Below are 25,902 nucleotides of genomic sequence, written 5' to 3'. Positions count from 1 at the left end.
TTGGTGTTCGATACGAAATTTGCAATCGTGCTGCGGGACGATCTCGCCGTCTGGCAAAAGCTCAACGTCGCCGCCTTCCTGACCAGCGGCGTCGTCGCGCAATTCCCCGACATTATCGGCGAACCCTACCGCGACCGCGCCGGCAACCTTTACAATCCTCTGTCGATCCAGCCGGTCATCGTGCTTTCGGCCGATGGGCCGACGCTCAACTCCATCCACCGGAAGGCGCTGGAGCGGGGCGTGACGGCGTCAGCCTATGTCGAGGAGATGTTTGCCACCGGCTTCGATGCGGCCAACCGCGCCGTCTTCGCCGAGTTCGGCCCTGAGGACGCCAAGATCGTCGGCATCGCGCTGCGTGCCGACAAGAAACTCGTCGACAAGATCACCAAGGGCGCCCGCATGCACGCCTAATTCAGCAGGAAGCGTGTAACGGCGCTCATGAATTCAGTCGGCCGCTCGACGTTCAGCATATGGACGCCCGGAAGCAGTGTAAGCGTGGCGCCGGGGATGCTGGCTGCGATCGCCTCGCTGTGGCTTGCCAGCGTTACCTTGTCGTCTTCTCCACCGATCACCAGGGTGGGGGCGGTAATGAGGGAGACAGTCCGGCGCAGATCGCAATCGCGTACGGCGGCGAAGCATCCCGCGAGACCTTGGGGCGGCGTCGCCAGGACCATCGCGCGGAACGCGTCGACGGTTTCGTTTGGGCCGGCAAGCATCGAGGCGGGAAACCAGTTGTGCATGAACATGTCCGCGGCGGCCGACATGTTGCTCGCAGCAAGGACAGTACGGATCTGCTCGTCAAAGTAAGAAGCCGGCCCGAGATGTGGCGAGGTGTTGGAAAGGATGAGACGCTCGATGCGGTCCGGGGCATGGATACCCAGCCACTGCCCTACGAAGCCGCCCAGCGACAGCCCGCAGAAATGCACGCGGGCGATCTGAAGCGCATCCAGCAGCTCAAGGACGTCGCGGCCCAGCCGATCGAGCGAATAGGCTCCGGCCGGAGCATCGGAACTGCCGTGGCCGCGCAGATCATAGCGCAGCACCCGGAAAGATCCGGCAAATTCCGCAAGCTGCCGGTCCCACATATGCAGGTTCGTCGCAATGGAATTCGAGAGCACAAGCACAGGGCCGGCCCCCGCCAGCTGATAGGCGATCCGGCAGCCGTCGCCCGTCGTAAAATAAAGCGTGTCAGTCATCTGGTCCTCATCTCACCCTGGCGAAAGGAGTTCGATGCTCCCGCCGCCCTTTGAATGAGCCACCCTAGGCCTCGTAATTATCCAGGAAAATTACTATGATTGGACAATCTCAGTAGGTTTTGGCGATAATGAATGGTCTGAAACTCCACGACCTACGGTGCTTTGACGCCGTGGCAAGCGAGGGCAGCTTCCAGGCGGCCGCCCTTGCCTTGAACCGATCGCATCCATCCGTCTTCGCCGCTGTCGCACGCCTCGAGCAGTTGCTCGGGCTCACACTTCTCGACCGCAGCGGATATCGGGTGGGGCTGACGGAGGCGGGCCGCGAGTTTCACGCGCGAGCGCAGCTGACATTGCGCGAGCTCGACCATCTGCGAACCTATGCGGGCCAGTTGGCGAGTGGCGAGGAGACGGTCCTGCGTGTCGTCGTGGGTGATCTGTGCCCGCGACCGCAAATCCTGCCTATGCTCAGCGGCTTCTTTGCCGAACGCACCGGGACACGCCTGCACCTGGAGTACGAGGCGGTCGGCGGTCCGCTCGAACGGTTGATGGAAGGCGAGGCTGACCTCATCTTCCATCGCGCGGATCCTTCCGATCCGCATCTCGAGCGGATCCATCTCTGCGCGGTGCCCCTCGTGCCGGTGGTGGCGCCTGGGTTCCTTCCGTTCGCGCCTGGCCGCGAGATTGCGCCGGAGCAGATGCGGCCCTTCACCCAGTGCGTGATCCGCGACACGGCGCGGCGGCCGTCGCCGGAGAGCTATTTCCTCGTCGACGGTGCGCATCAGTGCTCGGTGCCGGATCATCTGATGAAGAAGGAACTGATCCTTCACGGATTGGCCTGGGGCCATCTGCCGGCATGGCTGATCGAGGACGAACTGCGGGATAGGAGGCTGATCTCGATCGCTGGTGCACATCTGCCCGGCCGGACGGAGACCCTGGCGGCGGTGCGCCGGCGCGACCGACCGCATGGACCCGTCGCCCAGGCGTTGTGGCTTCATCTCCAGGCGCAAGTGGCATCCGGCGAGGCGCTTTAGCCGGCATAGGATCGGCCCGCGCTGAGCCTGCGCGCGGCTCCTGTTGTGCCAGTCGCTTTTGGCTTGCCGGGCGCAGGCGATTGCCGCAAAGGTTAAGCGTTGATCCTCCCTGCCCGGCCTGACATTTGAACGTTCCCGCAAGATCAGACGAAAGCGCAACGCCGCCCGCGGCGATGCTGTTCATGCTGTCCACCTATGTCTTTTTCACCTTTCTCGACACCTCGAGCAAATATCTGGTGCTGGCCGGCGTCTCGGCGCTGATCGTCGCCTGGGCCCGCTTCACCGTCCATGTCCTGCTTGTCGGCGTTTTTCTGCGCGGCTGGCGCGAGCCGTCGCGCTTCCGCGCCAACAATCTGTCGGCCCACATCCTGCGCGGCGGACTGCTGTTCGGCTCGACCATGTGCAACGTCATGGCGCTCAAGACACTGCAATTGGCCGAGACCACCTCGATCTACTTCTTCGGCCCGATGGTGATCACCGCCCTTGCCGGACCGCTGCTTGGTGAATGGGCCGGCTGGCGGCGCTGGCTGGCGATCCTGTCGGGCTTTGTCGGCGTGCTGGTGATCACAAGGCCTGGCGTCGGCGTGTTCGGCGTCGGCCACCTCTTTGCGCTCGGCTCGATGCTGTCGAACAGTTTTTACGTCATCATGACGCGGCGCATGTCGGCCAGCGAAAGCTCGGAGAGCCTGATCCTGTTTTCAGCGCTGGCGCCGGCCGTGCTGCTTCTGCCGATGCTGCCGTTCTCGCATGGGCTGCCGCAGGATGGCTGGCACTGGTTTATCCTTGTGATGCTGGGTGTGTTCGGCGCCGGCGGCCACTGGCTGCTGGTTCAGGCCTACCGACTGGCGACCACCACGGCGCTGGCGCCTTACCCGTATTCGCAGATGGTCTGGATGATCCTGTCCGGCTGGATCATCTTCCATCAGTTCCCCGACCGCTGGACGCTGGTGGGTGCTGCCATCATCGTCGCCAGCGGCCTCTACATCATCCATCGCGAGCACCGTTTGCGGCTGCGCAATCGCACGACCGTCGATGTCGAGGCGGAGGCGCTGGCGAAAAAACTTTGATTTGCTCCGAATCCGATGGCATAACGCCGCATTTAAAAAATTTAAAAAACTCGGGGAGCGAAGGGCTGGCACAAAAGATCAAGCTTTCGACGATCGCGGATGCGCTTGGCGTCTCCACGGCCACGGTCTCCCTCGCCTTGCGCGACAGTCCACTGGTCGCAGGCGCCACGCGTGACCGCATCAAGGAGCATGCGCGGGCCATCGGTTATATCTACAACCGCCGCGCCGCCTCACTGCGCACCTCGCGCTCGGGGATTGTCGGCGTCGTCGTGCACGACATCATGAACCCGTTCTTCGCCGAGATCCTGCGCTCCATCGAAAGCGAACTCGATCGCAGCCGGCAGACCTTCATCCTGTCCAATCACTACGACCAGCTGGAAAAGCAACGCACCTTCATCGATACGCTGCTGCAGCTCGGCGCCGACGGCGTCATCATGTCCCCGGCCATCGGCACGCCGGCCTCCGACATCGTCATGGCCGAGGAAAACGGCCTGCCTGCGGTGCTGATCGCACGCAGCGTGGAAGGCGCCGACGTGCCGGTGTTTCGTGGTGACGATGCCTATGGCACGGCACTTGCCACCAATCATCTGATCTCGCTCGGGCACAAGCGCATCGCCATGATCGGCGGCACCGACCAGACCTCGACAGGGCGCGACCGCTACCAGGGCTATCTCAACGCCATGGAGGCCGCCGGGCTTGAGGTCAGGCCGTCCTGGCGCATCGCCGGGCCGCGCACCAAGCAGGGCGGATTCGAGGCGGCTGGACAGTTTTTGGCGCTTAAAGACAAGCCAACCGCCGCTTGCTGCTGGAATGATCTGGTCGCCATCGGCCTGATGAACGGCATTGCCCGCGCCGGCCTGGTGCCGGGCGCCGACATCTCGGTCACCGGCTATGACGATCTCGAGGAGGCGGCAATCGCGACACCGGCGCTCACCACAGTCTGGAATGGCCAGCGAGAGGTCGGCCGCCGTGCCGCCAGCGCGCTGCTCGACAAGCTGAACGGACAGGCGGTACGGCCGTCACAGGAACTGATCAAGCCGGAACTGCATGTGCGCCAGTCGACCGGCAAGCCGGTGGAGCGTGCATGACCAAGACTGATGCGTTGCAGACCGTCGCCGTTCTGGTGCCAGGACATTTCAACGACCATGCGGTCGAGCGCATCGACCGCACCTTCAAGCGGGTCAAGATAGAGCGCGCCGATCCCGCCCTGGTCACCGAGGAGATGCGCCATGACGTGCGCGCCATTGCGTCCTTCGCCGGCGTCAATGCGGCATTGATGGATGCATTGCCCAACCTCGAACTCATCGCCTCCTTCGGCGTCGGCTATGATTCGGTCGATGCCGGCCATGCGGCCAAGAAAAACATCATGGTCACCAACACCCCCGATGTTTTGACCGAGGAGGTCGCCGACACCACGATCGGCCTTTTGCTCAACACCGTGCGTGAACTTTACAAGGCCGAGAAATGGCTGCGCGACGGCAGTTGGGTGAAGAAGGGCAACTATCCCCTGAGCCGGCTGACCTTGCGCGGTCGGCATGTCGGCATTTTCGGCATGGGCCGCATCGGCCTTGCCATTGCGCGCCGGCTGGAAGCGTTCGGGCTGCCGGTGGCCTACCACAACAGGCGCAAGGTCGAAGGTCTGGCTTATGAATACCACCCGACGCTGAAGGGCCTTGCCGAAGCGGTCGATACGCTGATTTCCGTAGTGCCGGGCGGCGCTTCCACGGAGAAGGCGGTCAATGCCGAAATCCTGGCGGCGCTTGGCGCCAACGGCGTTTTCGTCAACATCGGCCGTGGCAGCACGGTCGACGAGGCAGACCTCGCCGCAGCGCTTGCCAACGGCACCATCGCCGCGGCCGGGCTCGATGTTTTCGCCGATGAACCGAATGTGCCCAAGGCTTTGCTGGAGGCGCCAACCTCGCTTTTGCCCCATGTCGGCTCGGCCTCGCACCATACGCGCCGCGCCATGGCGGATCTGTGCGTCGACAATCTGGTATCCTGGTTCAGCGAGCGCCGGCCACTGACCCCGGTGCCTGAGACGGCGCAAGTCAAGCCACGAAGCTGAGCGGCTCTCTGCCACACTCGTTAACGTTGACTTGACGCTTTGGAATCATTCTGCATCTGCGCCGGGGGGCGCGGAGTGCAAGATGACGAAACTTCCGGCATCGATTGCGGCAGCGGCACTTTTCGCCGGCTTTCAGCTGTTTCACGGCGGCAGCAGTGAAAGTTCGGCCAATGAAGCAAGGCCGGCAACCACCTTCAGGCTGGTCGCCAATGGCGACGAAGGCGACTGCGCGGTTAGCCGCGGCGCCGCGATTGACGATGGCCTGTCGCTGTTGACCGTGGCGCCGAATTGCCGCGGGCTGCTGCCCGGCATCGAGCGGGCAAAATTCTGGCGAGAGGGCGAGGACGGCACGATCGCGTTCAGCGCCGACGGCACCGACCCGATCGTCACCTTCTCGGTTGCGGATGGCGACGGCTACGAATCCTACGCTCCGGCCACGCCGCTGCTGTCGCTGGCGACAACCGAAGATTGATCTGCCGGAGATCGCTTGTCGAGCAAAAACCGTGGGCTTTCTGCAACGGCGGATGGGAAAAGTGCTTCGAGGGAGCCTCAAAGTGACCCGACATCCTTGCATTGCAACCGAAGCGGGATAGGCTTCCCCCTGTTCTATCCGGGGGTGCTACGTGAAATCGATCCTTCTTGCGTCAACCATTATTGCGGCCTTTTCGGGTTGCGCTTTTGCTGCGGATTCGATTACCGCGGCTCCAGTAGCTTACGAATGGAGCGGCTTTTACGTGGGCGCGCAGCTTGGCTACGGCTGGGGTGATGTCAAAGGCCACGATCAGAACATCGGTAGCGGCAGTTCCGACTGGGCTGATTCATGGAACTCTGACCGAGCGCTCGGCGGTATTCACCTCGGCTACAACAAGGCCTTCAATTCGATCGTTCTCGGTGCCGAGGCCGATATCGAGGCTCGGGAATGAGCGGCTCCGTGGATTCAGACTTTGCCGGCACCATCAAAACCAAGATCGATGTCCAGGGCTCGCTTCGCGCACGCCTTGGCTACGCAACGGGACCAGCCCTGTTCTATGCAACGGGCGGTCTTGCGATAGCTCATTTCGATACCCACTACGATGAAGGCATAACGACAGACAGTTCGTCTCATACAAAAGCAGGTTGGACACTGGGTGGGGGCGTGGAATATGCCTTCACGCAAAACTGGACGACCCGTGTCGAATATCGCTACAGCGATTTCGGCAAGTTCACCGACAACCCGGCGACCGACAGTTCTTGGCTTTACCCGACCGAGGTGACGACTCAAACTGTCCGCGTGGGCTTCAGCTACAAGTTCTGATATCGCTTGATGGCGAGTGAAAGCGCCGGTGGCCGATGTCTACTCGGCCGCCGCCCGCGCGCCGGCTTTCGCCGCCGCATGCAGGCGCACCGCATCGCCGAAAGCGCGAAAGATCTTGGCCGAGTTGCTGTCCGACTTGACCCAGTATTCGGGGTGCCATTGCACGCCGACGGCGAAGGCGCGGGCGTCCTTCACCGAAATGGCCTCGACCGTGCCGTCGCCGGCAACGGCCTCGACCTGCAGCTTCGAGCCGAGGCGGTCGATGCCTTGGCGGTGCAGCGAGTTGACCTTGATGTCGCTGGCGCCGAATACACCGGCCAGGCAACTGCCCGGCTTGATCGAAATGGTCTGGTGAATGGCGAAACGTTCGTCCTGATTGTCGCTCACCGGCGCGCGATGGTCCAGCGAACCTTCGCGCTCCTGGATCTCGGTGCCAAGCGTGCCGCCTAGCGCCACGTTCAACTCCTGGATGCCGCGGCAGATGGCAAGCAGCGGCACGCCGCGCTCGATCGCCTTGCAGATCAACGGCAGCGTGGTGGAATCGCGCGCCGGGTCGTAGGGGCCGTTGGCCTCGCTGGCGTCGCCGCCATAGAGCGAGGGATGCACGTTGGACTTTGAGCCGGTGACCATGACACCATCGACCGAGGACAACAGCTCGTCGAAATCGAGCCGGTCGCCGAAGGACGGCACCAAAAGCGGGAACACGCCGGCGCCGGAAAGTGCTGCCTCGATATATTGCTGCGGGACGGCATGCCAAGTGTAGTTGTCAAACTGACGGACGTCGGTGGATATGGCGACGAGCGGCTGGTGCATTTGGGTCCGGATTCCATTTGGAGCGAAGCGAATTATCTATTGTGCCTGCAAAATAGGCGATCCGAAGGCGCTTTTCCATGGCAAGTTTCGCCATCTCGCATGGGCCACGCGGCGAACGTTAGACTATAGTTGCAGGCTGGCTGGCCGGCCCGCGGATTTGTCGCCAGCGCCGCCGTCAAATCCCGCTGCCATGCTGGACTCGACCCCTTGCCCGTGTATTGTTTCGGCAAATCGATACCGGGCGCGAGGAGATGTCCCTGATGTCGGTTTGTTGGTCCAAAAGGGAGGTTCTGCATGGATCGTCGTTCATTCATCCGCAAGGCCGGGGTCACCGGCGTGGGCGCAGCGGCGGCTGCCGCGACGCTAGCCGCACCGGCAATCGCCCAGTCCAATCCGAAAGTGACGTGGCGGCTGGCGTCATCTTTCCCCAAGTCACTCGATACGATCTATGGCGGCGCCGAAGTCTTCTCCAAGATGCTGTCTGAGGCGACGGACGGCAATTTCCAGGTCCAGGTCTTCGCCTCCGGCGAACTCGTACCCGGCCTGCAGGCCGCCGACGCCACCACGGCCGGCACCGTCGAGGCCTGCCACACGGTGTCATACTATTATTGGGGCAAGGACCCGACATGGGCGCTCGGTGCGGCGGTGCCGTTCTCGCTCAACGCGCGCGGCATGAATGCCTGGCACTATCATGGCGGCGGCATCGACCTGTTCAACGAGTTTCTCGCCACGCAAGGCCTGTTCGGCCTGCCCGGCGGCAACACCGGCGTGCAGATGGGCGGCTGGTTCCGCAAGGAGATCAACACGGTCGCCGACCTCTCCGGCCTCAAGATGCGCATAGGCGGCTTTGCCGGCAAAGTGGTCTCGAAGCTCGGTGTCGTGCCGCAGCAGATCGCCGGTGGCGACATCTATCCGGCACTGGAAAAGGGCACCATCGACGCCGCCGAATGGGTCGGCCCCTATGATGACGAGAAGCTCGGCTTCTACAAGGTCGCGCCCTACTACTACTATCCCGGCTGGTGGGAAGGCGGTCCGACCGTACATCTCCTGTTCAACAAGGCGAAGTACGAAGAGCTTTCGCCGGCCTACAAGTCGCTGGTGCAAACGGCCGCGCACGCGGCAGACGCCAACATGCTGCAGAAATACGACTATCTCAATCCTGCAGCAGTGAAGCGGCTGGTGGCCGGCGGCGCGAAATTGCGCCCGTTCAGCCAGGACATCATGGCCGCCTGTTTCGAGAAGGCCAATGAGGTCTACACCGAAATGGAAGCCACCAACGCGCCGTTCAAGAAGATCTGGGACTCGATCAAGGGCTTCCGCAAGGAGCACTATCTGTGGGCCCAGGTGGCCGAGTACAATTACGATACCTTCATGATGGTCCAGCAGCGCAACGGCAAGCTGTAGGAACATTAGCCCCTTCTCCCCGTCACTATACGGGGAGAAGGTCCCGGCAGGGGGATGAGGGGCGGCGCAAACTTCGGCGATCGCCTTGGGCCTGGTAGGCGCCTTGAGCCCGAAATTATACCTTATCCATCCAAGCGTTGACGCTGCCCCTTACCTGCCTGCCGGCATCCTCTCCCCGTATAGTGACGGGGAGAGGGGCGCGGTCATCGCCGTTTCGCCAATCGCCAACGCCGCAGGATTGAGGCTGCCCTTCAATCCCTGCCCGGCACCACCAACACCTTGACCTCGCCGGGCGCTGCCGGATTGGCGATCACCGAGGCGGCTTCCTCCAGGCCGACCTGCCTTGAGATGAGCTTGTCGATCTCGATTGCGCCGGACGCGACAAGGTCCGTCGCCCGCCTGTGGGTGAAGGGATTGATGAACGAGCCGAGAACCTTCAGCTCGCGAAACAGGATGTCGAACGGTTCGAAGGTCACTTTCACGCCTTGCGGCATCACGCCGACGATCACCACCGTGCCGCCGGACTTCGCCAGCCGCATCGATTGTTCGACGGTATCGGGGACACCGGCGCATTCGAGCACCACGTCGGCCCCGCCGGGCACAAGGCCGGTTGGGCCGGCGATCGCCTCGATCGGGTCGACCGCGTTTGGGTCGACCGTCGCCGTTGCACCGAGCTCTTCGGCGAGCGCACGGCGGGAGGCCTGCCGCGTCGACAGGATGATGGTCGCCGCTCCTGCGAGCCTCGCCAATTGCACGGTAAGCAGGCCGATGACGCCGCCACCAAGCACCACCACGGCAGCGCCGGGTCTGATTCCGGCGAGGTCGACAGCGTGCAGGCAGCAGGCCAGCGGCTCGCAGAAGGCGCCATGCGTTGGCTCGAGGTTCGCAGGCAGAAGAAAGGCCTGGCTCTGCGGCATCACGACGTAGTCGGCGAAGCCGCCGTCGCGATGGATGCCGATGGCCCTGAGATTGCTGCACAAATTGACCCGGCCGGCCCGACAATGACTGCAGCGTCCGCAGAAGATGTTGGGATCGCCGGTAACACGGTCACCGATGGCGATGCCGGAAACCGCATCGCCGACAGCCTCGACGATGCCGCAGAATTCGTGACCAAGCGTCACCGGCGGGCTCGAAGGGAATTCGCCGTGGAGGAGGTGACGGTCGGTGCCGCAAACGCCGCAGGCTTCGACGCGCACCAGAACGTCCTGCGGTCCCGCAACAGGCTTGTCGACCTCCCGTAGCGCAATGCTGCCCACGGCTTCCAGGCGCACGGCTCTCATGACATCCTCACTCAGGTTCTCAGTGTTCACACATCAGTTGAAGTTCGGCGGCTGCGACAGGTCGGTCGCCGGCGCCGCCGGCTTGGCGGGCGGCGTCTCGCCGAAATTCGGCGGCTGCGAGAGATCGTTCGACGGTGGCGCCGCGGGTGATGGGCCACCGTTGGCTGGTGGTGGTGTGCCGAGAGGCGCAAGGCTTGGCATATCAGGCAAGTTGATCTCGATCGTTCCCGGATCGACGGCCGCACCCTTGTAGCGCATGACCATTTGCGGGAAGGCGATGGTCAGCCCGATCATGATCACCTGGATGCAGACGAAGGGCACGGCGCCCCAATAGATCTGGCCGGTGGTCACCGGCGCGATCTGCTTGCCGGTGAGGCGATCGAGATAGGGCACGCGCGCGGCGACAGAGCGCAGGTAGAACAGCGCAAAGCCGAAAGGCGGGTGCATGAAGCTTGTCTGCATGTTGACGCCTAGCAGCACGCCGAACCAGATCAGGTCGATGCCGAGCTTATCGGCAGCCGGCGCCAAGAGCGGTACGATGATGAAGGCGAGCTCGAAGAAGTCGAGGAAGAAGGCGAGCACGAAGACCAGGATGTTGACGCCGATCAGGAAGCCGACTTCGCCGCCCGGCAGCGACGTCAACAAATGCTCGACCCAGACGTGGCCGTTGACGCCGTAGAAGGTCAGCGAGAACACCCGCGCGCCGATCAGGATGAACAGCACGAAGGAGGAAAGCCTGGTGGTCGACGCGAGCGCCTGTTTGATGACATCCAGCGACAACCGCCCCTTCATTGCCGCCATCGCCAGGGCGCCAACCGCGCCCATGGCGCCGCCCTCCGTCGGGGTGGCGATGCCGAGGAAGATGGTGCCCAGCACCAGGAAGATCAGCGCCAGAGGCGGGATCAAAACGATGATCACCTGCTGCGCCAACCTGGACATCATGTTGATGTTCAGGCCCTTGTCGGCGATCGCCACGATATAGATCAGGATCACCCCGATGCTGGCGCCAAGGATATCGGCATTGTCGCCATGCGCCGGCGCAAGGTAGCGATAGGCCGCATAGGAAGCCGCGACTGCCACCAGCAGTGCCGCGAGCAGCGACAGCACGCCGTGGCCAAGCGTGCGGGCCGCCAGCGGCAACGCCGGCATCGAGTTCGGCCGGACGATCGACATGATCAGGATGTAGAGCGTGTAAAGGCCGGTCAGCACCAGGCCGGGGATCAGCGCGCCGGCATACATGTCGCCGACCGAACGGCCGAGCTGGTCGGCCAGAACGATCAGCACCAGCGACGGCGGGATGATCTGCGCCAGCGTGCCGGATGCCGCGATGACGCCCGATGCCAGCCGGCGGTCATAGCCGTAGCGCAGCATGATCGGCAGCGAGATAAGTCCCATGGCGATGACCGACGCCGCCACGACGCCGGTGGTTGCTGCCAGCAGCGCACCGACGAAGATCACCGCATAGGCAAGGCCGCCGCGAACCGGGCCGAACAGCTGGCCGATCGTGTCGAGCAGGTCCTCGGCCATGCCGGATCGTTCGAGCACGATGCCCATGAAGGTGAAGAACGGGATCGCCAAGAGCGTGTCGTTCGACATCACCCGGCTGCCGTAGAAATTGTCGGGCAGCGCATGCAGCAGCGGCCACGCCAGGTTGATCGAGCCGCCCGAATAGGGCGACAGCACAACGCCGATGAAGAAGAACATCAGGCCGTTTGCGGCGAGCGAGAAAGCGACGGGATAGCCAATCAGCAGGAAGATGATCAGCGAGGCGAACATGATCGGCGCCATGTTCTGGGCGATGAACTCGATCATGGGCGCGCCTCCTGGGCGAGCGCCTTGGCTTCTTCGGCAAGGGCTTTCGCCTCGAGCTCGGCCTGTTCGTGCACCGAGATGAACGGATTGGGATCGTCCATGTCGCCGCGCATGATGGCGATCTTCTTGATGATCTCGGAGATGCCCTGCAGCGCCAGCAGAAAGAAGCCGACGAGCAGGATCGCCTTGGCCGGCCAGATGATCAGGCCGCCGGAATTGTTCGACATTTCGCCGCTGCGGAACGACAGCGACACGTAGGGTATAAAATAGATCACCATCAGCGTCACGAACGGCATCAGGAAGAAGACATGGCCGAGCAGGTCGATCCAGTGCTGCACGCGGCGCGACCACATGCCGTAGACGATGTCGATGCGGATATGGTCGTTCTGTTTCAGCGTGTAGGCGGCGGCCAGCATGAAGGCGGCGCCGAACAGGTACCACTGCAGTTCCAGCCAGGCATTCGACGAGACGTCGAAGACCTTGCGGATGATGGCATTGGCGGCGCTGACCAGGATTGCCAGCAGGATCAGCCACGATATCCACCGGCCGATGAACTCGTTCATACGGTCGATCGTTCTGGATAGAGCGAGCAGCCCTGCCATGCATTTCCTCCCTGAGGTCGAAGGCGCGCCGGCTCCCCTATTTTCCGTCGCGCCGCTGTGGCCCAACGGTATGCCGTGCGTGGTTCGGCGGGTCAACATGGCATGGGCGCGATCAACGCCGTCGTGACGGGAGGCAGGGGATAAGTGCCGACCGGCTGCTGCGTCATGCAACCAAAGTCTGACAGCGGATGCGGCGATCAGGCGATCTTCTGCTGGTCGCGGCCGGGACCGATCAGCACAAGTGCCGCGACCAGGAACAGATACATCCAGCCATCGCGCCATTCGATCGGGAAATAGCCGGCCCATAGCGACTCCGCCATGCCGAAGGCGGCCGCACCGAGCGCGGCCCGAGGCGGAGAGAGATAGCCGCCCACCGCCGTCACGAACAGGATTTTCAGCCCGTAGACGAGGCCGGAGCCGAAGCTGACATTGCCGTAGTAAAGGGCGGCCATGATTCCGGCCAGCGCGGCGCAGAAACCGCCGAACAGCACCGCATGCCGGAACACTGCGCGCACGTCCACGCCGCACATGGCAGCCGCTTTGGGATCGTCGGAGACGGCGCGCCAGCGGCGGCCGAAGCCCGAGCGGGCAAACGCCCATGCAGCGAGCATGATTGCCGCCAGAACCACCGCGCAATCGATGAGCTGGACCAGCGTCAGCGTCGCCTGGAAGCCGGCATCCTGAGCAAAAACGATGGGCTGCGCCAGCATCGGCGGCAGCCACCAATCATGCGTGTCGGCGGCGATACGGCTTGCTTCCGACAGCACCAGCAGGATGCCGAGCGTCGTCACCACAATGGCATTGGGCGTGCGGTCGGCCAGCGGTTCGAAGACGCTGCGCGACAGCACGTGGCCGATCAGCGCGGCATAAAGGAAAGCCGTGACGACGCCGAGCACCACTGCCGCCAGCAAGGTCAGCCACAATACCTGATAGCCGAAGGCCACGGTCAGGATCATCGTCTGGCCGCAAAAGGCGAACAGCGCGCCATAGGCGAGATTGGTCCGGTGCAGGATGCCATTGGTCAGCACGTAGCCGAAGGCAAGCAGCGCATAGAGCGCGCCGGAATGCAGCCCGTTCAGCACCTGTTGGAAGAAATAGAGCATAGACAGCTTTCCGGGCGCCGGAGCCCGCGCCAAGGTTTGCATCGTAAATCTAACTTGTCAAACGCGATTTATCGGTTAGATTTCCGGCATGACGGTATCCTGGACCCCGCATCGCTTCACCGGCGGCATTCTTGCGCTCGATACGGCCAACACCGTGGTGTTGCGCAACGATCCGGAAAAGACTTTCGACCGTTTTGCCGATCCGGCCGAGATCGCGCGCTTCGCCAACGCCGCAACCGGCTTTCGCGGTGCCGAGCTTGGCGGCAGACCGTTGGAGGCGACCTCGCCGGACAGCATCGCTCCGGTGGTGCTGGCGATCCGCGAGACGACCGACTGCCTGTTTCGCGGCGCGGTGTCGAAAGGTGCGCTTGCCGCCGGCGACCTCTCCGCTTTTCTCAAGGCCTGCGCCAACGGCCTCGATCGGAGCCCGGCCGAAATCGGCGCCCCGGGCAGACCGTTCGGCGATCCGGCGACGCCGATCGCGTTCGAGGCGGCGCTGGCGGTTTCGGCCTTGTCGCTGCTGCGCGACGACGCGGTCGCCAGGCTCAGGATCTGTCCCAATTGCAGCTGGCTGTTTCTCGACAGGAGCCGCAATTCCAGCCGCCTTTGGTGCGATATGGCTGTGTGCGGCAACCGCCAGAAAGCAAGCCGTCACTATCGCCGCCGCCGCACGGTGGCCCATGGGGTCAACAATGCCTAGGGCTGTTTTTCGTTCGATCCTTGTCGGTGCAGCGCTCATTGCAGCCGTTGCGCTTGGCGCCTGCCGCGACACCGGCGGCGACGGCAAGCTGTTCGAGGTTTCCGGCAAGGTCGTCGTCTTCAACTACCGCCTTGCCCGGGCGACCTATGTCGTGACGCTGCGGCCCCTGCAGCCGATGGGCGAAGGCCAGGTGGCGGTCGCCAGCTTCCAGAATCCTGCCGGCGGTCCTCCCCTGGTGATCGAGCAGAAGGTCTGGCCGAAGCTCGCCAAGGTCAGCCTGGAAAGCCCGGCGCTGACCTGTATCGTCAAGGACAAGCCCTATGCGATTTCGATCAGCATCAGGGGTCCTGACGGCACGTTCCTGCAGAAGATCGACACCACGCTGATGTCGAGCGAGGACCAGTCGATCCTTCCCGACCGGCCGCTGGTGGTCGACCAGCTCTATACGGCCAATCCCGATCTTGCCGGCCATCCCGACGGCAAGCTGCCGGGTGAGCCGAAGCCGGATTGCTCGAAAGGCTGACGCGTCTTTGCCCGGCGCGACTGCGTGGAAATTTTTGGTTGCCGGACAACCGCCGCGGACCGATTTCGTGCCGGATACGCGACGGCAGCGGATCGTTCGTTGCGCTTTGCCTGGCACTTTCGATTTCGTTTGACCTGCCTTGCAAGCGGAGAAAGACTGCGCCATCTCACTCCTACGTTGGCTGCGCGCCCCCGGTGCTGTCTCCGCAGAGGAAATGCCTGATGACGCTGCACGACGTCGCGCTCGACGACAAGTTCGATCTTGGCAAGGAGCGCATCTTCCTGTCCGGCGCACAGGCGGTCATCCGCATGCTTTTGATGCAGCGCGAGCGCGACCGCCGGGCCGGCCTCAACACGGCCGGCTTCGTGTCCGGTTATCGCGGCTCGCCGCTCGGCGGCCTCGATATGCAGCTGTGGCGGGCGAAAAAGCAGCTGGCGCAGGCCGACATCGTCTTCCAGCCCGGCCTCAACGAGGAGCTTGCCGCCACCGCCTGCTGGGGCTCTCAGCAGACGGAATTGCTGGGCGAAGGCAAGCATGACGGGGTGTTTTCGGTCTGGTACGGCAAGGGACCGGGCGTCGACCGCTCCGGCGACGTTTTCCGCCACGCCAACCTCGCGGGATCGTCGAAGCATGGCGGCGTGCTTGCGCTGATGGGCGACGACCATATGGCCGAATCATCGACCAATGCGCACGCCACCGAATTCCTGTTCGTCGACACCATGGTGCCGATCCTCAATCCGGCCGGAGTTCAGGAGATCATCGACTACGGCCTCTACGGCTTTGCCATGTCGCGCTTCGCCGGCACCTGGGCGGCTATCAAATGCGTCAAGGACAACATCGAATCGACGGCCTCGGTCGATGCCGCGCTCGAGCGCCTGAACATCGTCGTGCCGGAGTTCGATATGCCGCCCGGCGGCCTCAACATCCGCAACGAGATCGACATGCTCGGCCAGGAGGAGCGGCTGCATGAATACAAGCGCGCCGCTGCGTCCGCCTTCATCCATGCCAACCGCCTGAACCGCATCGTCTATTCGGGCGGCCGCGCGCCGAAGCTCGGTATCATCACGCTCGGCAAGAGCTATCTCGATGTCCGCCAGGCGCTGGAAGACATCGGCATCGACGAGGCCGCCGCCAACCGCATCGGCATCCGCCTGTTCAAGGTCGGCTGCCCCTGGCCGCTCGACCTGCAGCATATCGCCGAATTCGCCCGCGGCCTCGACACCATTGTCGTCGTCGAGGAGAAGCGCTCGCTGATCGAGGTGCAGCTGCGCGAAAACCTCTACGGCACCGCCACCCAGCCGGCGATCGTCGGCAAGAAGGACGAGCGCGGCGACTGGCTGTTCCCGGCCAAGGGCGCGCTTGACCCCAACGAGATCGCCATTGCGCTGGGCGAGCGCATCCTGCGCACAATCGGCCCTTCGGAAGAGATCACTGCCAAGGTGGCAAAGCTGCGCCAGTTCCAGGCGATGCTTGCCGACACCAGCGATATCGGTTCGCGCACGCCGTTCTTCTGCTCCGGCTGCCCGCACAATTCCTCGACCAAGGTGCCGGACGGCTCGATCGCCGCCGCCGGTATCGGCTGCCATTTCATGGCGCTGTGGATGGACCGCAACACGGTCGGCTTCACCGCCATGGGCGGCGAGGGCGCACAATGGGTCGGCCAGGCGCCATTCTCCAAGCGCGGCCACATTTTCCAGAATCTCGGCGACGGGACCTACAATCACTCCGGCACGCTGGCGATCCGCTTCGCGCTGTCGACCGATGCCAACATCACCTACAAGATCCTCTACAACGACGCCGTCGCCATGACCGGCGGCCAGCCGCATGAGGGCGGCCTGACTGTCGACATGATCGCCAGGCAGGTGCGCGCCGAAGGCGTCGAGCGCATCGCCATCGTCACCGACGAGCCGGACAAATATGCGGGGAAGGCCGAATTCCCCTCCGGCGCCACCATCCACCACCGCGACGACCTCGACCTCGTCCAGCGCGAGCTGCGCGACGTCAAGGGCGTCTCGGTGCTGCTCTACGACCAGACCTGCGCCGCCGAAAAGCGCCGCCGCCGCAAGCGCGGCACCTTCCCGGATCCCGACAAGCGGGTCTTCATCAACGAACTGGTCTGCGAGGGCTGCGGCGATTGCGGGGTGCAATCGAACTGCGTCTCGATCCAGCCGGTCGAAACCGAGTTCGGCCGCAAGCGCAGAATAGACCAGTCGAGCTGCAACAAGGATTTCTCCTGCGTCAACGGCTTCTGCCCGTCCTTCATCACCGTGCACGGCGCCAAGATCAGGAAGGCCGAAGGCATTGCCGGCCGCTCCGACCCGCTTGACGGCGTGCCGGTGCCGACCGAATTCCCGCTCGGTAGCGAGGGTTGGGCGGCGATCATCGACGGCGTCGGCGGCACCGGCGTCGTCACCATAGGTGCTGTGCTCGGCATGGCCGCCCATCTTGAGGACAAGGGCTGCGGCATGATCGACATGGCCGGCCTCGCCCAGAAGGGCGGCTCGGTGTTCACCCATGTCCGCATCGCCCGCACTCCGGACGACATCCACGCGATCCGCGTTTCGGCCGGCAAGGCGGACCTGGTGCTCGGCTGCGACCTCGTCGTCTCGGGCGCCAAGAAGGTGCTGGCCGCAGTGCGCGAAGGCCATACCATCTTCCTCGCCAACACCGCCGAGATCATGCCCGGCGAATTCGCCCGTTCGGCCGATTTCTCGCTGCCGATCGAGCGCCTGAAGAAGGCGATCCGTGCTGCCGCCGGCGAAGACAAGACGCATTTCTTCGACGCCACGCGCACCGCCACCCAATTGTTCGGCAATTCGCTCGGCGCCAACATGTTCATGCTCGGCTTCGCCTTCCAGCATGGCGGGCTGCCGCTGTCGGCGCAAGCCGTTGAAAGAGCGATTGAATTGAATGGCGAGGCGGTGGCGATGAACATCGCCGCCTTCCGCTGGGGCCGGCGCGCCGCGCATCAGCCGGAGTTTGTGCGCGGCCTCATCGCGCAACCGAGCAAGGCCACTGAGATCGCCGAGACGCTGGACGATATCATCGCCCGCCGCGTCGCTTTCCTCTCTGCCTATCAGAATGCCGCCTATGGCAGGCGCTATGTCGAGCGGCTGGCGGTCCTGCGTGCCGCCGAGGCAAAGGCCGTGCCCGGCTCGACCGCGGTGACCGAGGCAGCCGCCAAAAATCTGTTCAAGCTGATGGCGATCAAGGACGAATATGAGGTGGCGCGGCTCTACACTGACGGCTCCTTCGCTATGGAGCTGTCAAAACAGTTCCAGAGCTACGAAAAGCTCGAATTTCATCTGGCGCCGCCGATCATGGGCAGGCGCAGCAATGACGGCAAGCCGAGGAAATCGAGCTTCGGCCCGTGGATGATGAAGGGTTTTCGCCTGCTGGCGGCGCTGAAAAGCCTGCGCGGCACGGCCTTCGACGTGTTCGGCTACAGCGCCGAGCGGCGCATGGAGCGGCAGCTTCTGGCCCGCTATGAGGCCGATCTGGAGCTTGTCGCCAAAGCACTTGCGCCAGGCAGGATCGAGGCCGCCATCGCCCTTGTCTCGGTGCCGGCGCTCATTCGCGGCTACGGCCATGTCAGGCAAGCCAGCGCCGAAAAGGCAGAGGGCGAGCGCACAAGGCTTGTCGAGCGGCTGGCCAACACGCCGGCGCGGCCTGAACTTCAGGCCGCCGAGTGATCGATACGCCTTGTTTACCTGAACACGAATTTTCGCGGTTTACGCCGATGGAGCCGACTTGACGCCAGGCGTCGGAACGGCATCTCTAAACCTTTCTTAAGGCGAATGTGACATGACTGCGGTTCGTGCGACACCGCAGGCCATGCAAGAAAACAAAGCCGCAGAGATAGGTGAGGACGTCTATGCTGGGTTCGTGCGATCGTTGTTCAACGATCCCGGGATCCTGCTGATTGGCGCATTTTGCCATGGCCTCATCGGCATTCTGGTTTATTTTACCTCGGGGCATCCGGCCTATCTTGCATTGGCCGCGCTTATGCTTGCGGCCGGCCTTTACCGTTATTACGGCATCCGCAAAGGCCTGCGCATAGGCAGTTTCGAAACTTATGAACAAGCCAAGAAGTGGGAACGCTACTACCTGGTTGGCGGCACCATCCAGGCTTTCTTCATGGGGCTTTTCTGCTTCACCTCAATCTATCTCATTCCCGATGTCTTCGGGGAAAGTGCCGCCATCGCCGTCATAATGGGCTCGACGGTGACCATTGTCGGCCGCAATTACGGCTCCAAGACCATGGTTGCGGTGCAGGCCTTCACGGTCGTGCTGCCGATCGCGGTCGGGCTGATGCTCAAGGGACATCTCGGCGATTTCATCCTCGGCCTCTACATAGTGCCGTTCATCTTCATCATCACCCGGATGGCCAGCCACGTCCGCACCGTGCTGTTCAACGCCATTTCGGAGCGCAAGACGGCCGCCAGGCTCGCCGAGCGCTTCAACCGCGCGCTCAACACCATGTCGCATGGCCTGGTCATGCTCGGCCCCGACGGCAAGGTCGTGGTCGGCAATGCCGAAGCCGCGCATCTGATGTCGCTGCGCTCGCCCGACCAACTGCTCGGGCGGTCGATCCATTCGCTGCTCCTGCGCGGCGTCGCCGGCGGCATGCTGGCGCCGAAAGACTGTCGTTATGTCGAAGCGCAGCTGACGCGCGCCTTGCGCGAGGGCCGCGACCGCAAGGTGCTGGTCTCCTTCTCCAATGGCCAGCACTACGAGTTCTCGGCCCGTGAAGGCAATCAGGACCTCGGTGTCATCACCTTCGAGGACGTCACCGCCCGTGTCGAGGCTGAGGAAAAAATCCGCTTCATGGCGCGATATGACAGCCTTACCGGCCTGCCGAACCGCGCGTATTTCCATGAGCTGGTCGGCGAGGCCATGGCGTCGGGCAGCCGCGACCGCCTGTGTGCCCTGGCGGTGCTCGATCTCGACGATTTCAAGAGCGTCAACGACACCCTTGGCCATCCGGTCGGCGACGGACTTATCTATGCCGTTGCCGAGCGGCTGGCGGCCGTCGCCGGGCAAGGCGTCAATGTCAGCCGTTTCGGCGGCGACGAGTTCATGATCTTCTTCGACCGCGTCGAGGATGAAAGCCATCTGACGGGCCTGCTCGACCAGATCTTTGCCGATCTGCAGGGCGAGGTCGACGTCGCAGGCCACGGTCTGCGCATCCAGGCAAGCGCGGGCGCCGTGCTGTCCAGGGTCGAGGACACCGATGTCGACGCCATGATCGTCAAGGCCGATCTGGCGCTCTACAAGGCCAAGGAACTCGGCAAGAACAACTGGCGGCTGTTCGAGGCAGCGATGGATGCGGCGTTCCGCAACCGCCAGCTGATGAAGGCCGATCTGCGCACGGCGGTCGAAGGCAAGGCGCTGCGGGTGGTCTATCAGCCGATCGTGGCGATGAACACCATGCGCATCGCCAGCTGCGAGGCCCTGTGCCGCTGGGATCATCCCGATCTCGGGCCGGTTTCGCCCAGCATCTTCATTCCGCTGGCCGAAGAAATGGGCATCATTTCCGAGATCAGCACTTTTGTGCTCGCGGCTGCCTGCGCCGAATGCGCCAAATGGCCGGGCCAGACCAGCGTCTCGGTCAACCTTTCGGCCAAGGATTTCCGCAACCGCGACGTTGTCCAGAAGGTTCGCGACGCGCTTGCCACTTCGGGGCTCGCCGCCGGCCGCCTCGAGATCGAAGTCACCGAAACCGCGCTGCTCGACGACAAATCGCTAACGCGCCAGTATATCGAGGAACTGAAGCAGCTTGGCGTGCGCATCGCGCTCGACGATTTCGGCACCGGCTATTCAAGCCTGAGCTACCTCCACAAGCTGCCGCTCGACAAGATCAAGATCGACCGTTCGTTCCTGATGGACGTGACCCAAAACAAGCGTTCGCTCGACTTGTTGAAGGGCATCGTCGACCTGACCCGCGTGCTCGGGCTGACCGTCACCATCGAAGGTGTGGAAACCTTCGAACAGCTGAAGATCCTGGTGCATTCGGTCAAGCCGGACCTCGTCCAGGGCTTCCTGTTTGGCGCAGCACTCAGTGCCTCGGGCATAGAGACCATGTCCAACGTGACCTGGCCTTTCGCCGCCGAGCTGCGGCCGGCGGCAAAACTCGCCACGCCCTGACCCGTCATTAAATTGCGCTTGAAAAGCCCGTCTAAAAAGCGTTGTATTGTCTAGGCGTTAACTGATTGTTAAGGTTAATGATCGGTAAACACAGACGATTAGAGTTTCATCTTCTTGTTCCTTCGGTCGTCCGGTATTGTTCTCCTGCGGCGGTACGAGGGGAAGTAATGGACACGCATCAGTCAGGTGTGCTTTCGGGTGCGGCAGTCAAATCTGGCCCGCCTTCCTTGTTCGCCCGCAACGTCCTCGACGTCCTCGATCGTGTCGAATACCGGCGCTGCGAAAGCGGCGAGGATCTCGAAGCGGTCTACCGGCTGCGCTACAAGGCCTTTCATACACACGGCCTGCTTGATACCATTACCGAACAGAAGCTCGTCGATCACCTTGACGAAGTGCGCAATTGCTACTGTTTCGGCGTCTTCATGGATGGCGAGCTGGTCAGCACCGTCAGGCTCCACCATTTGACCCGTGAGACCCCCGAAGCGCCGATCATGACCGTTTTCGGCGACCGGCTGCTGCTGCGGCTGGCGCGCGGTGAAACCTTCATCGACCCGAGCCGGTTGGCGATCGATCCGCAAATGTCGTCGGCCAACCGCGCCCTGCCCTATGTCACGCTGCGGCTCGCGGTTATCGCCAACACCTTCTTCAACGCCACCAGCTGCATTTCGATGATCCGCGAGGAGCACACGGCCTTCTATCATCGCATCTTCGGATCGGTGCAGGTCGGCGAGCCGCGCCTCTACCCGCCCTTCACCATGCCGATCTTCTTCTATGAATCGATCTGCGAGCAGAACATGGCCCCGACGCTGGAGCGCTTTCCCTTCTTCCAGTCGACGGCGCTGGAGCGGCGTATGCTGTTTGCCAAGGCGCCGGCCGGCGAGCTCGCGCCGCTGACCATCCTGCCCACCGCCAAATATTTTCGCGAAGCAGCGTAATGTCGGCAAAGCCGGCGCACTTTAGCGCCCGGTGCGAGGAGCTTTCCGGCCGCTTCGGCGTTCTGGACGTCACGACCCCGACGCGGCCATAGAAAGGAACCGACATGCATATTCCCGAGCTAGCACTGACCCCGCTGATCTCGCTGATTGCCGGCGTGCTGATCCTGGTGATGCCGCGGCTGCTCAACTACATCGTCGCGCTCTATCTGATCGTCATTGGGCTGCTCGGGCTGTTTCCGCATCTGGCCGGTTGAAACGCAAAACGTTCGACGTTAGGCCGGCGACAAGCCCTACCGCCGGCTTTCAACATTCCTTTGAGGCTGTTGTCACTGGTCGTGCGGCAATAGCGCCATTGCTCTTGGCCCGGCTTTTCGCTATGTGCCTCAAAGATGTCTTCGAAGGGGTATTCCTATGGCTGATCACACGCCGACCGGTCCTGTCGAACTGGGCGCGAAGATGGACTATGCCGAACATGACCGCACCTATCATGGCTTTCTGGCGCTGGCCAAATACGGCTCGCTGTTCTGCGGCGCCCTGCTCCTGGCCATGGCTTTCGGCTTCTTCGCAGGCGGCTTCTTCTCCGCGACCATCCTGTTCGTGCTGATCCTCGCCCTCGGCGCCTTCATTCTCCGATAGTCTCTTCAGACCCTTGCCAAGGGCGTAGCCGGACATCCGGCCGCACTCTTTCGCAAAGCCGCACTCTTGCGCAAACAGGTTCCAGCCGAAAGGATCATGCGGTGGGACAGACGGTTTTCATCCCTCGCGAGCTCGATGCCAGCGAGCCTCGTGTCGCGGCCTCGCCCGATACCGTGAAGCGGCTGGCGGCGCTGGGCTTCGACGTCACCGTCGAGACGGGCGCCGGCACCAGGTCGCGCATTCCCGATGAGGAGTTCGCCAAGGCGGGCGCCGCGATCGGCAAGGCTTCGGATGCGAGCCGGGCGAATGTAGTGCTGAAGGTGCGCCGGCCGACCGATGCCGAGTTGAAGGGCTACAAATCGGGTGCGGCGGTCATTGCCATCATGGATCCCTACGGCAATGACGCCGCGGTCGCGGCGCTTGCCGAGGCTGGGATCACCGCCTTCTCGATGGAATTCATGCCGCGCATCACCCGCGCCCAGTCGATGGACGTGCTGTCGTCGCAGGCCAATCTCGCCGGCTACCAGGCCGTGATCGACGGCGCATCGGAGTATGACCGCGCGCTGCCGATGATGATGACGGCGGCCGGCACCGTGCCGGCGGCGAAGATCTTCATTATGGGCGTCGGCGTTGCCGGCCTGCAGGCGATCGCCACGGCGCGCCGTCTCGGCGCCGTCGTCACCGCCACCGACGTTCGTCCCGCCGCCAAGGAACAGGTGGCGTCGCTCGGCGCAAAGTTCCTCGCCGTCGAGGACGAGGAGTTCAAGGCGGCCGAGACCGCCGGCGGCTACGCCAAGGAAATGTCGAAGGAGTACCAGGCCAAGCAGGCAGCGCTCACCGCTGAGCACATCGCCAAGCAGGACATCGTCATCACCACGGCGCTGATCCCCGGCCGTCCGGCGCCGAAGCTGGTATCGGCGGCGATGGTCGCCTCGATGAAGCCGGGCTCGGTGATCGTCGACCTCGCCGTCGAGCGCGGCGGCAATGTCGAAGGCGCAGTTGCAGGCCAGGTGGTGACCACGGCCAATGGCGTGAAAATCGTCGGCCACCTCAACGTGCCCGGCCGCGTCGCCGCATCGGCCTCGCTGCTCTACGCCAGGAACCTGTTCGCCTTCCTCGAGACGCTGGTCGACAAGACCAGCAAGACGCTAGCCATCAACCGCGAAGACGATCTGGTCAAGGCGACGATGCTGACCGACGCTGGCCGCGTGGTGCATCCGGCCTTCGCCAAGGCGGCGGAACAGCCCCATGTCGAACCGGCGGCCATTCCGGCGGAGACCATGGTGGCTGATGCCACGCCGAAGAAGGCTGCACCGAAAAAGGCGTCCGACAAAGCCACTGCCGGCAAGTCCGCCGCCAAGCCGAAGGGGATCGAGTGATGGATCAGACCTTGCAGAAAGCCCTCGATCAGCTCGACCAGGCAAGTGCCGCCGTCCGGCTGGCTGTGCAGAACCTGGCCACCGCGCCCGGTGGCGCCGATGCGGCGGGCGATGCCGCGCACGCACTGTCCGGCGGCGCCATCGATCCCTTCGTCTTCCGCTTTGCCATCTTCGTACTTGCGATCTTCGTCGGATACTACGTCGTCTGGTCGGTGACGCCGGCGCTGCACACGCCGCTGATGGCGGTCACCAACGCCATCTCCTCGGTCATCGTCGTCGGCGCGCTGCTGGCCGTCGGCATCTCGGCCTCCGGCATTGCCACCGGCTTCGGCTTCGTCGCGCTGATGCTGGTCTCGGTCAACATCTTTGGCGGCTTCCTGGTCACCCAGCGCATGCTGGCCATGTACAAGAAGAAGGACCGGTAGAGCGCCATGAACGCCAACTTCGCGTCCTTCCTCTACCTGGTCTCCGGCGTCCTGTTCATCATGGCGCTTCGCGGCCTATCTCATCCGACCACCAGCCGCCAAGGCAATCTCTACGGCATGATCGGCATGGGCATTGCCATCGCCACCACGCTGGCGCTGGCGACTCCGTCCGCCGGGCGCTTCGGCCTGATCGTGCTTGGTCTGGCCATCGGCGGCGGCGTCGGCGCCGTTACAGCGCGCCGCATCGCCATGACGTCGATGCCGCAGCTGGTCGCCGCCTTCCACTCGCTGGTCGGCCTTGCCGCCGTCATGGTCGCGGCAGCCGCCATCTACGCGCCGGAAAGTTTCGGCATCGGCACGAATGGCGACATCCACGCCCAGGCGCTGATCGAGATGAGCCTTGGCGTTGCCATCGGCGCCATCACTTTCACCGGCTCCGTCATCGCCTTCCTCAAGCTCGATGGCCGCATGTCGGGCAAGCCGATCATGATCGGCGGCCGTCACATCATCAACGCGGTCCTCGGCATCGCGCTGATCGTGCTGATCGTGCTTCTGGTCACCACCGAGGCCAAGCTGGTGTTCTGGCTGATCGTCGCGGCGTCGCTGGCGCTCGGCGTCCTCTTGATCATCCCGATCGGCGGCGCCGACATGCCGGTCGTCGTCTCGATGCTGAATTCTTATTCCGGCTGGGCCGCCGCGGCACTCGGCTTCACGCTTGGCAATCTGGCGTTGATCATCACCGGCGCGCTGGTCGGCTCGTCCGGCGCCATCCTGTCCTACATCATGTGCAAGGGCATGAACCGGTCGTTCATCTCGGTCATCCTCGGCGGCTTCGGCGGCGAGACCGCGGCGGTTGCCGATGACGGCATCGAACGCACGGTCAAGCAGGGCTCGGCCGACGACGCTGCCTATCTGATGATGAACGCACAGAAGGTCATCATCGTGCCGGGCTACGGCATGGCGGTCGCCCAGGCCCAGCACGCGCTGCGCGAAATGGCCGACAAGCTCAAGGCCAATGGCGTGGATGTCAAATACGCCATCCACCCCGTGGCCGGCCGCATGCCCGGCCACATGAACGTGCTGCTCGCCGAAGCCAATGTTCCCTATGACGAAGTGTTCGAACTGGAAGACATCAACTCCGAGTTCGCGCAGGCCGATGTCGCCTATGTCATCGGCGCCAACGACGTCACCAATCCGTCCGCCCGCGACGACAAGTCGTCGCCGATCTACGGCATGCCGATCCTCGACGTCGACAAGGCCCGCACCTGCCTGTTCGTCAAGCGCTCGCTCGGCTCCGGCTATGCCGGCATCGACAACACGCTGTTCTACAAGGACGGCACCATGATGCTGCTCGGCGACGCCAAGAAGATGACCGAGGAAATCGTCAAGGCGATGGATCACTGATCCCGCCGCAACCTTCCACTGGAAGGTTTGGTCCATCATCGGAAACAAAAAAGCCCGGTTCGACCGGGCTTTTCTATGTTGAAGAC

General features: G+C 63.3%; 25 protein-coding genes. 19 read left to right on the top strand and 6 right to left on the bottom strand.

The annotated features are described in order from the left end of the window. The first annotated feature begins 3 nt into the window (after nt 1-3). Nucleotides 4-411, top strand: a complete 408-nt coding sequence (locus NKH54_RS04965; protein ID WP_353027798.1) for a DUF2000 family protein — start codon at nt 4-6, stop codon at nt 409-411. Here the strand turns inward: NKH54_RS04965 and NKH54_RS04960 are convergent. Beyond that, entirely contained in the window at nt 408-1,196 is a 789-nt protein-coding gene (locus NKH54_RS04960; protein WP_023689240.1) for an alpha/beta fold hydrolase, read from the bottom strand. The genes NKH54_RS04965 and NKH54_RS04960 overlap by 4 nt on opposite strands. 128 nt (nt 1,197-1,324) lie before the next feature. Between NKH54_RS04960 and NKH54_RS04955 the strand changes: the two genes are divergently transcribed. The 7 genes from NKH54_RS04955 to NKH54_RS04925 all read left to right on the top strand — a co-directional run bounded on the left by NKH54_RS04955 (nt 1,325) and on the right by NKH54_RS04925 (nt 6,653). Then, a complete protein-coding gene (locus NKH54_RS04955; RefSeq protein WP_023694713.1) occupies nt 1,325-2,227 on the top strand; it encodes a LysR family transcriptional regulator in 903 nt (300 codons plus the stop codon). Between the two features lie 182 nt (nt 2,228-2,409). Beyond that, nucleotides 2,410-3,294 carry a DMT family transporter gene (locus NKH54_RS04950; protein WP_032889662.1) on the top strand — a complete coding sequence of 295 codons (885 nt, stop codon included), beginning with the start codon at nt 2,410-2,412 and terminating at the stop codon, nt 3,292-3,294. A gap of 65 nt (nt 3,295-3,359) precedes the next feature. Beyond that, entirely contained in the window at nt 3,360-4,382 is a 1,023-nt protein-coding gene (locus NKH54_RS04945; protein WP_023671355.1) for a LacI family DNA-binding transcriptional regulator, read from the top strand. Then, nucleotides 4,379-5,359 (top strand): 2-hydroxyacid dehydrogenase, encoded by a 981-nt coding sequence (locus NKH54_RS04940; protein WP_352652428.1) that lies wholly within the window; start codon nt 4,379-4,381, stop codon nt 5,357-5,359. The genes NKH54_RS04945 and NKH54_RS04940 overlap by 4 nt, the downstream gene beginning before the upstream one ends. 82 nt (nt 5,360-5,441) lie before the next feature. Beyond that, a complete protein-coding gene (locus NKH54_RS04935; protein WP_353027797.1) occupies nt 5,442-5,831 on the top strand; it encodes a hypothetical protein in 390 nt (129 codons plus the stop codon). Between the two features lie 151 nt (nt 5,832-5,982). Continuing rightward, on the top strand, nt 5,983-6,282 hold the full coding sequence (locus tag NKH54_RS04930) for a hypothetical protein (RefSeq protein WP_353027796.1): 300 nt from the start codon (nt 5,983-5,985) through the stop codon (nt 6,280-6,282). Further along, on the top strand, nt 6,279-6,653 hold the full coding sequence (locus NKH54_RS04925; RefSeq protein ID WP_353027795.1) for an outer membrane protein: 375 nt from the start codon (nt 6,279-6,281) through the stop codon (nt 6,651-6,653). The genes NKH54_RS04930 and NKH54_RS04925 overlap by 4 nt, the downstream gene beginning before the upstream one ends. 39 nt (nt 6,654-6,692) lie before the next feature. Here NKH54_RS04925 and NKH54_RS04920 read toward each other — a convergent pair whose 3' ends face one another. Beyond that, nucleotides 6,693-7,466, bottom strand: coding sequence for a gamma-glutamyl-gamma-aminobutyrate hydrolase family protein (locus NKH54_RS04920; RefSeq protein WP_027049203.1), 774 nt, complete (start codon nt 7,464-7,466; stop codon nt 6,693-6,695). Nucleotides 7,467-7,760: 294 nt separating this feature from the next. On the opposite strand from NKH54_RS04920, the gene NKH54_RS04915 reads away from it, so the two are divergent. After that, nucleotides 7,761-8,870, top strand: coding sequence for a TRAP transporter substrate-binding protein (locus NKH54_RS04915; RefSeq protein WP_353027794.1), 1,110 nt, complete (start codon nt 7,761-7,763; stop codon nt 8,868-8,870). Between the two features lie 251 nt (nt 8,871-9,121). Here NKH54_RS04915 and NKH54_RS04910 read toward each other — a convergent pair whose 3' ends face one another. From NKH54_RS04910 to NKH54_RS04895, 4 genes are all read right to left on the bottom strand, one after another. Further along, the gene (locus NKH54_RS04910; protein WP_353027793.1) at nt 9,122-10,150 is read right to left on the bottom strand and encodes a zinc-dependent alcohol dehydrogenase family protein; all 1,029 of its coding nucleotides are present in this window, start codon (nt 10,148-10,150) and stop codon (nt 9,122-9,124) included. A gap of 33 nt (nt 10,151-10,183) precedes the next feature. After that, the gene (locus NKH54_RS04905; RefSeq protein ID WP_023819682.1) at nt 10,184-11,962 is read right to left on the bottom strand and encodes a TRAP transporter large permease; all 1,779 of its coding nucleotides are present in this window, start codon (nt 11,960-11,962) and stop codon (nt 10,184-10,186) included. After that, nucleotides 11,959-12,564, bottom strand: a complete 606-nt coding sequence (locus tag NKH54_RS04900; RefSeq protein WP_023671348.1) for a TRAP transporter small permease subunit — start codon at nt 12,562-12,564, stop codon at nt 11,959-11,961. The genes NKH54_RS04905 and NKH54_RS04900 overlap by 4 nt, the downstream gene beginning before the upstream one ends. A 197-nt stretch (nt 12,565-12,761) precedes the next feature. Next, entirely contained in the window at nt 12,762-13,667 is a 906-nt protein-coding gene (locus tag NKH54_RS04895; RefSeq protein WP_353027792.1) for a branched-chain amino acid ABC transporter permease, read from the bottom strand. An 88-nt stretch (nt 13,668-13,755) separates the two neighbouring features. On the opposite strand from NKH54_RS04895, the gene NKH54_RS04890 reads away from it, so the two are divergent. The 10 genes from NKH54_RS04890 (at nt 13,756) to NKH54_RS04845 (ending at nt 25,816) form a co-directional block, all read left to right on the top strand. Next, nucleotides 13,756-14,367, top strand: a complete 612-nt coding sequence (locus tag NKH54_RS04890) for a CGNR zinc finger domain-containing protein (RefSeq protein WP_353027791.1) — start codon at nt 13,756-13,758, stop codon at nt 14,365-14,367. Further along, a complete protein-coding gene (locus tag NKH54_RS04885) occupies nt 14,360-14,890 on the top strand; it encodes a hypothetical protein (RefSeq protein WP_353027790.1) in 531 nt (176 codons plus the stop codon). Before NKH54_RS04890 ends, NKH54_RS04885 begins: the two co-directional genes overlap by 8 nt. Nucleotides 14,891-15,111: 221 nt before the next feature. Beyond that, entirely contained in the window at nt 15,112-18,582 is a 3,471-nt protein-coding gene (locus NKH54_RS04880; protein ID WP_353027789.1) for an indolepyruvate ferredoxin oxidoreductase family protein, read from the top strand. A 112-nt stretch (nt 18,583-18,694) separates the two neighbouring features. Continuing rightward, the gene (locus NKH54_RS04875; protein WP_027049197.1) at nt 18,695-21,037 is read left to right on the top strand and encodes an EAL domain-containing protein; all 2,343 of its coding nucleotides are present in this window, start codon (nt 18,695-18,697) and stop codon (nt 21,035-21,037) included. A gap of 167 nt (nt 21,038-21,204) precedes the next feature. After that, nucleotides 21,205-21,972, top strand: a complete 768-nt coding sequence (locus tag NKH54_RS04870; RefSeq protein WP_023732632.1) for an N-acyl amino acid synthase FeeM domain-containing protein — start codon at nt 21,205-21,207, stop codon at nt 21,970-21,972. Nucleotides 21,973-22,076: 104 nt separating this feature from the next. Next, nucleotides 22,077-22,226, top strand: a complete 150-nt coding sequence (locus NKH54_RS04865) for a DUF3096 domain-containing protein (RefSeq protein ID WP_023671341.1) — start codon at nt 22,077-22,079, stop codon at nt 22,224-22,226. 157 nt (nt 22,227-22,383) lie between these two features. Beyond that, entirely contained in the window at nt 22,384-22,608 is a 225-nt protein-coding gene (locus tag NKH54_RS04860) for an aa3-type cytochrome c oxidase subunit IV (RefSeq protein ID WP_023671340.1), read from the top strand. A gap of 101 nt (nt 22,609-22,709) precedes the next feature. Beyond that, a complete protein-coding gene (locus NKH54_RS04855) occupies nt 22,710-23,987 on the top strand; it encodes a Re/Si-specific NAD(P)(+) transhydrogenase subunit alpha (RefSeq protein ID WP_353027788.1) in 1,278 nt (425 codons plus the stop codon). Further along, entirely contained in the window at nt 23,987-24,412 is a 426-nt protein-coding gene (locus NKH54_RS04850) for a proton-translocating transhydrogenase family protein (protein WP_032898085.1), read from the top strand. The genes NKH54_RS04855 and NKH54_RS04850 overlap by 1 nt, the downstream gene beginning before the upstream one ends. Nucleotides 24,413-24,418: 6 nt before the next feature. After that, complete coding sequence (locus NKH54_RS04845; RefSeq protein ID WP_023671337.1) at nt 24,419-25,816, top strand: NAD(P)(+) transhydrogenase (Re/Si-specific) subunit beta; 1,398 nt, start codon at nt 24,419-24,421, stop codon at nt 25,814-25,816. The last annotated feature ends 86 nt before the right edge of the window (nt 25,817-25,902 follow it).

Source organism: Mesorhizobium sp. M1004 (assembly GCF_040318795.1).
Lineage (GTDB): Bacteria > Pseudomonadota > Alphaproteobacteria > Rhizobiales > Rhizobiaceae > Mesorhizobium.
The sequence above is the reverse complement of the archived record's forward strand: the minus strand, read 5'-3'. Positions and strand labels throughout refer to the sequence as shown.

Coding starts and splice junctions, on each gene's coding strand:
- NKH54_RS04940 (WP_352652428.1), top strand. CDS start 4,379: ATGACCAAGACTGATGCGTTGCAGACCGTCGCCGTTCTGGTGCCAGGA.
- NKH54_RS04935 (WP_353027797.1), top strand. CDS start 5,442: ATGACGAAACTTCCGGCATCGATTGCGGCAGCGGCACTTTTCGCCGGC.
- NKH54_RS04895 (WP_353027792.1), bottom strand. CDS start 13,667: ATGCTCTATTTCTTCCAACAGGTGCTGAACGGGCTGCATTCCGGCGCG.
- NKH54_RS04955 (WP_023694713.1), top strand. CDS start 1,325: ATGAATGGTCTGAAACTCCACGACCTACGGTGCTTTGACGCCGTGGCA.
- NKH54_RS04890 (WP_353027791.1), top strand. CDS start 13,756: ATGACGGTATCCTGGACCCCGCATCGCTTCACCGGCGGCATTCTTGCG.
- NKH54_RS04925 (WP_353027795.1), top strand. CDS start 6,279: ATGAGCGGCTCCGTGGATTCAGACTTTGCCGGCACCATCAAAACCAAG.
- NKH54_RS04915 (WP_353027794.1), top strand. CDS start 7,761: ATGGATCGTCGTTCATTCATCCGCAAGGCCGGGGTCACCGGCGTGGGC.
- NKH54_RS04885 (WP_353027790.1), top strand. CDS start 14,360: ATGCCTAGGGCTGTTTTTCGTTCGATCCTTGTCGGTGCAGCGCTCATT.
- NKH54_RS04875 (WP_027049197.1), top strand. CDS start 18,695: ATGACTGCGGTTCGTGCGACACCGCAGGCCATGCAAGAAAACAAAGCC.
- NKH54_RS04860 (WP_023671340.1), top strand. CDS start 22,384: ATGGCTGATCACACGCCGACCGGTCCTGTCGAACTGGGCGCGAAGATG.
- NKH54_RS04950 (WP_032889662.1), top strand. CDS start 2,410: ATGCTGTCCACCTATGTCTTTTTCACCTTTCTCGACACCTCGAGCAAA.
- NKH54_RS04900 (WP_023671348.1), bottom strand. CDS start 12,564: ATGGCAGGGCTGCTCGCTCTATCCAGAACGATCGACCGTATGAACGAG.
- NKH54_RS04850 (WP_032898085.1), top strand. CDS start 23,987: ATGGATCAGACCTTGCAGAAAGCCCTCGATCAGCTCGACCAGGCAAGT.
- NKH54_RS04865 (WP_023671341.1), top strand. CDS start 22,077: ATGCATATTCCCGAGCTAGCACTGACCCCGCTGATCTCGCTGATTGCC.
- NKH54_RS04910 (WP_353027793.1), bottom strand. CDS start 10,150: ATGAGAGCCGTGCGCCTGGAAGCCGTGGGCAGCATTGCGCTACGGGAG.
- NKH54_RS04905 (WP_023819682.1), bottom strand. CDS start 11,962: ATGATCGAGTTCATCGCCCAGAACATGGCGCCGATCATGTTCGCCTCG.
- NKH54_RS04845 (WP_023671337.1), top strand. CDS start 24,419: ATGAACGCCAACTTCGCGTCCTTCCTCTACCTGGTCTCCGGCGTCCTG.
- NKH54_RS04920 (WP_027049203.1), bottom strand. CDS start 7,466: ATGCACCAGCCGCTCGTCGCCATATCCACCGACGTCCGTCAGTTTGAC.
- NKH54_RS04870 (WP_023732632.1), top strand. CDS start 21,205: ATGGACACGCATCAGTCAGGTGTGCTTTCGGGTGCGGCAGTCAAATCT.
- NKH54_RS04960 (WP_023689240.1), bottom strand. CDS start 1,196: ATGACTGACACGCTTTATTTTACGACGGGCGACGGCTGCCGGATCGCC.
- NKH54_RS04880 (WP_353027789.1), top strand. CDS start 15,112: ATGACGCTGCACGACGTCGCGCTCGACGACAAGTTCGATCTTGGCAAG.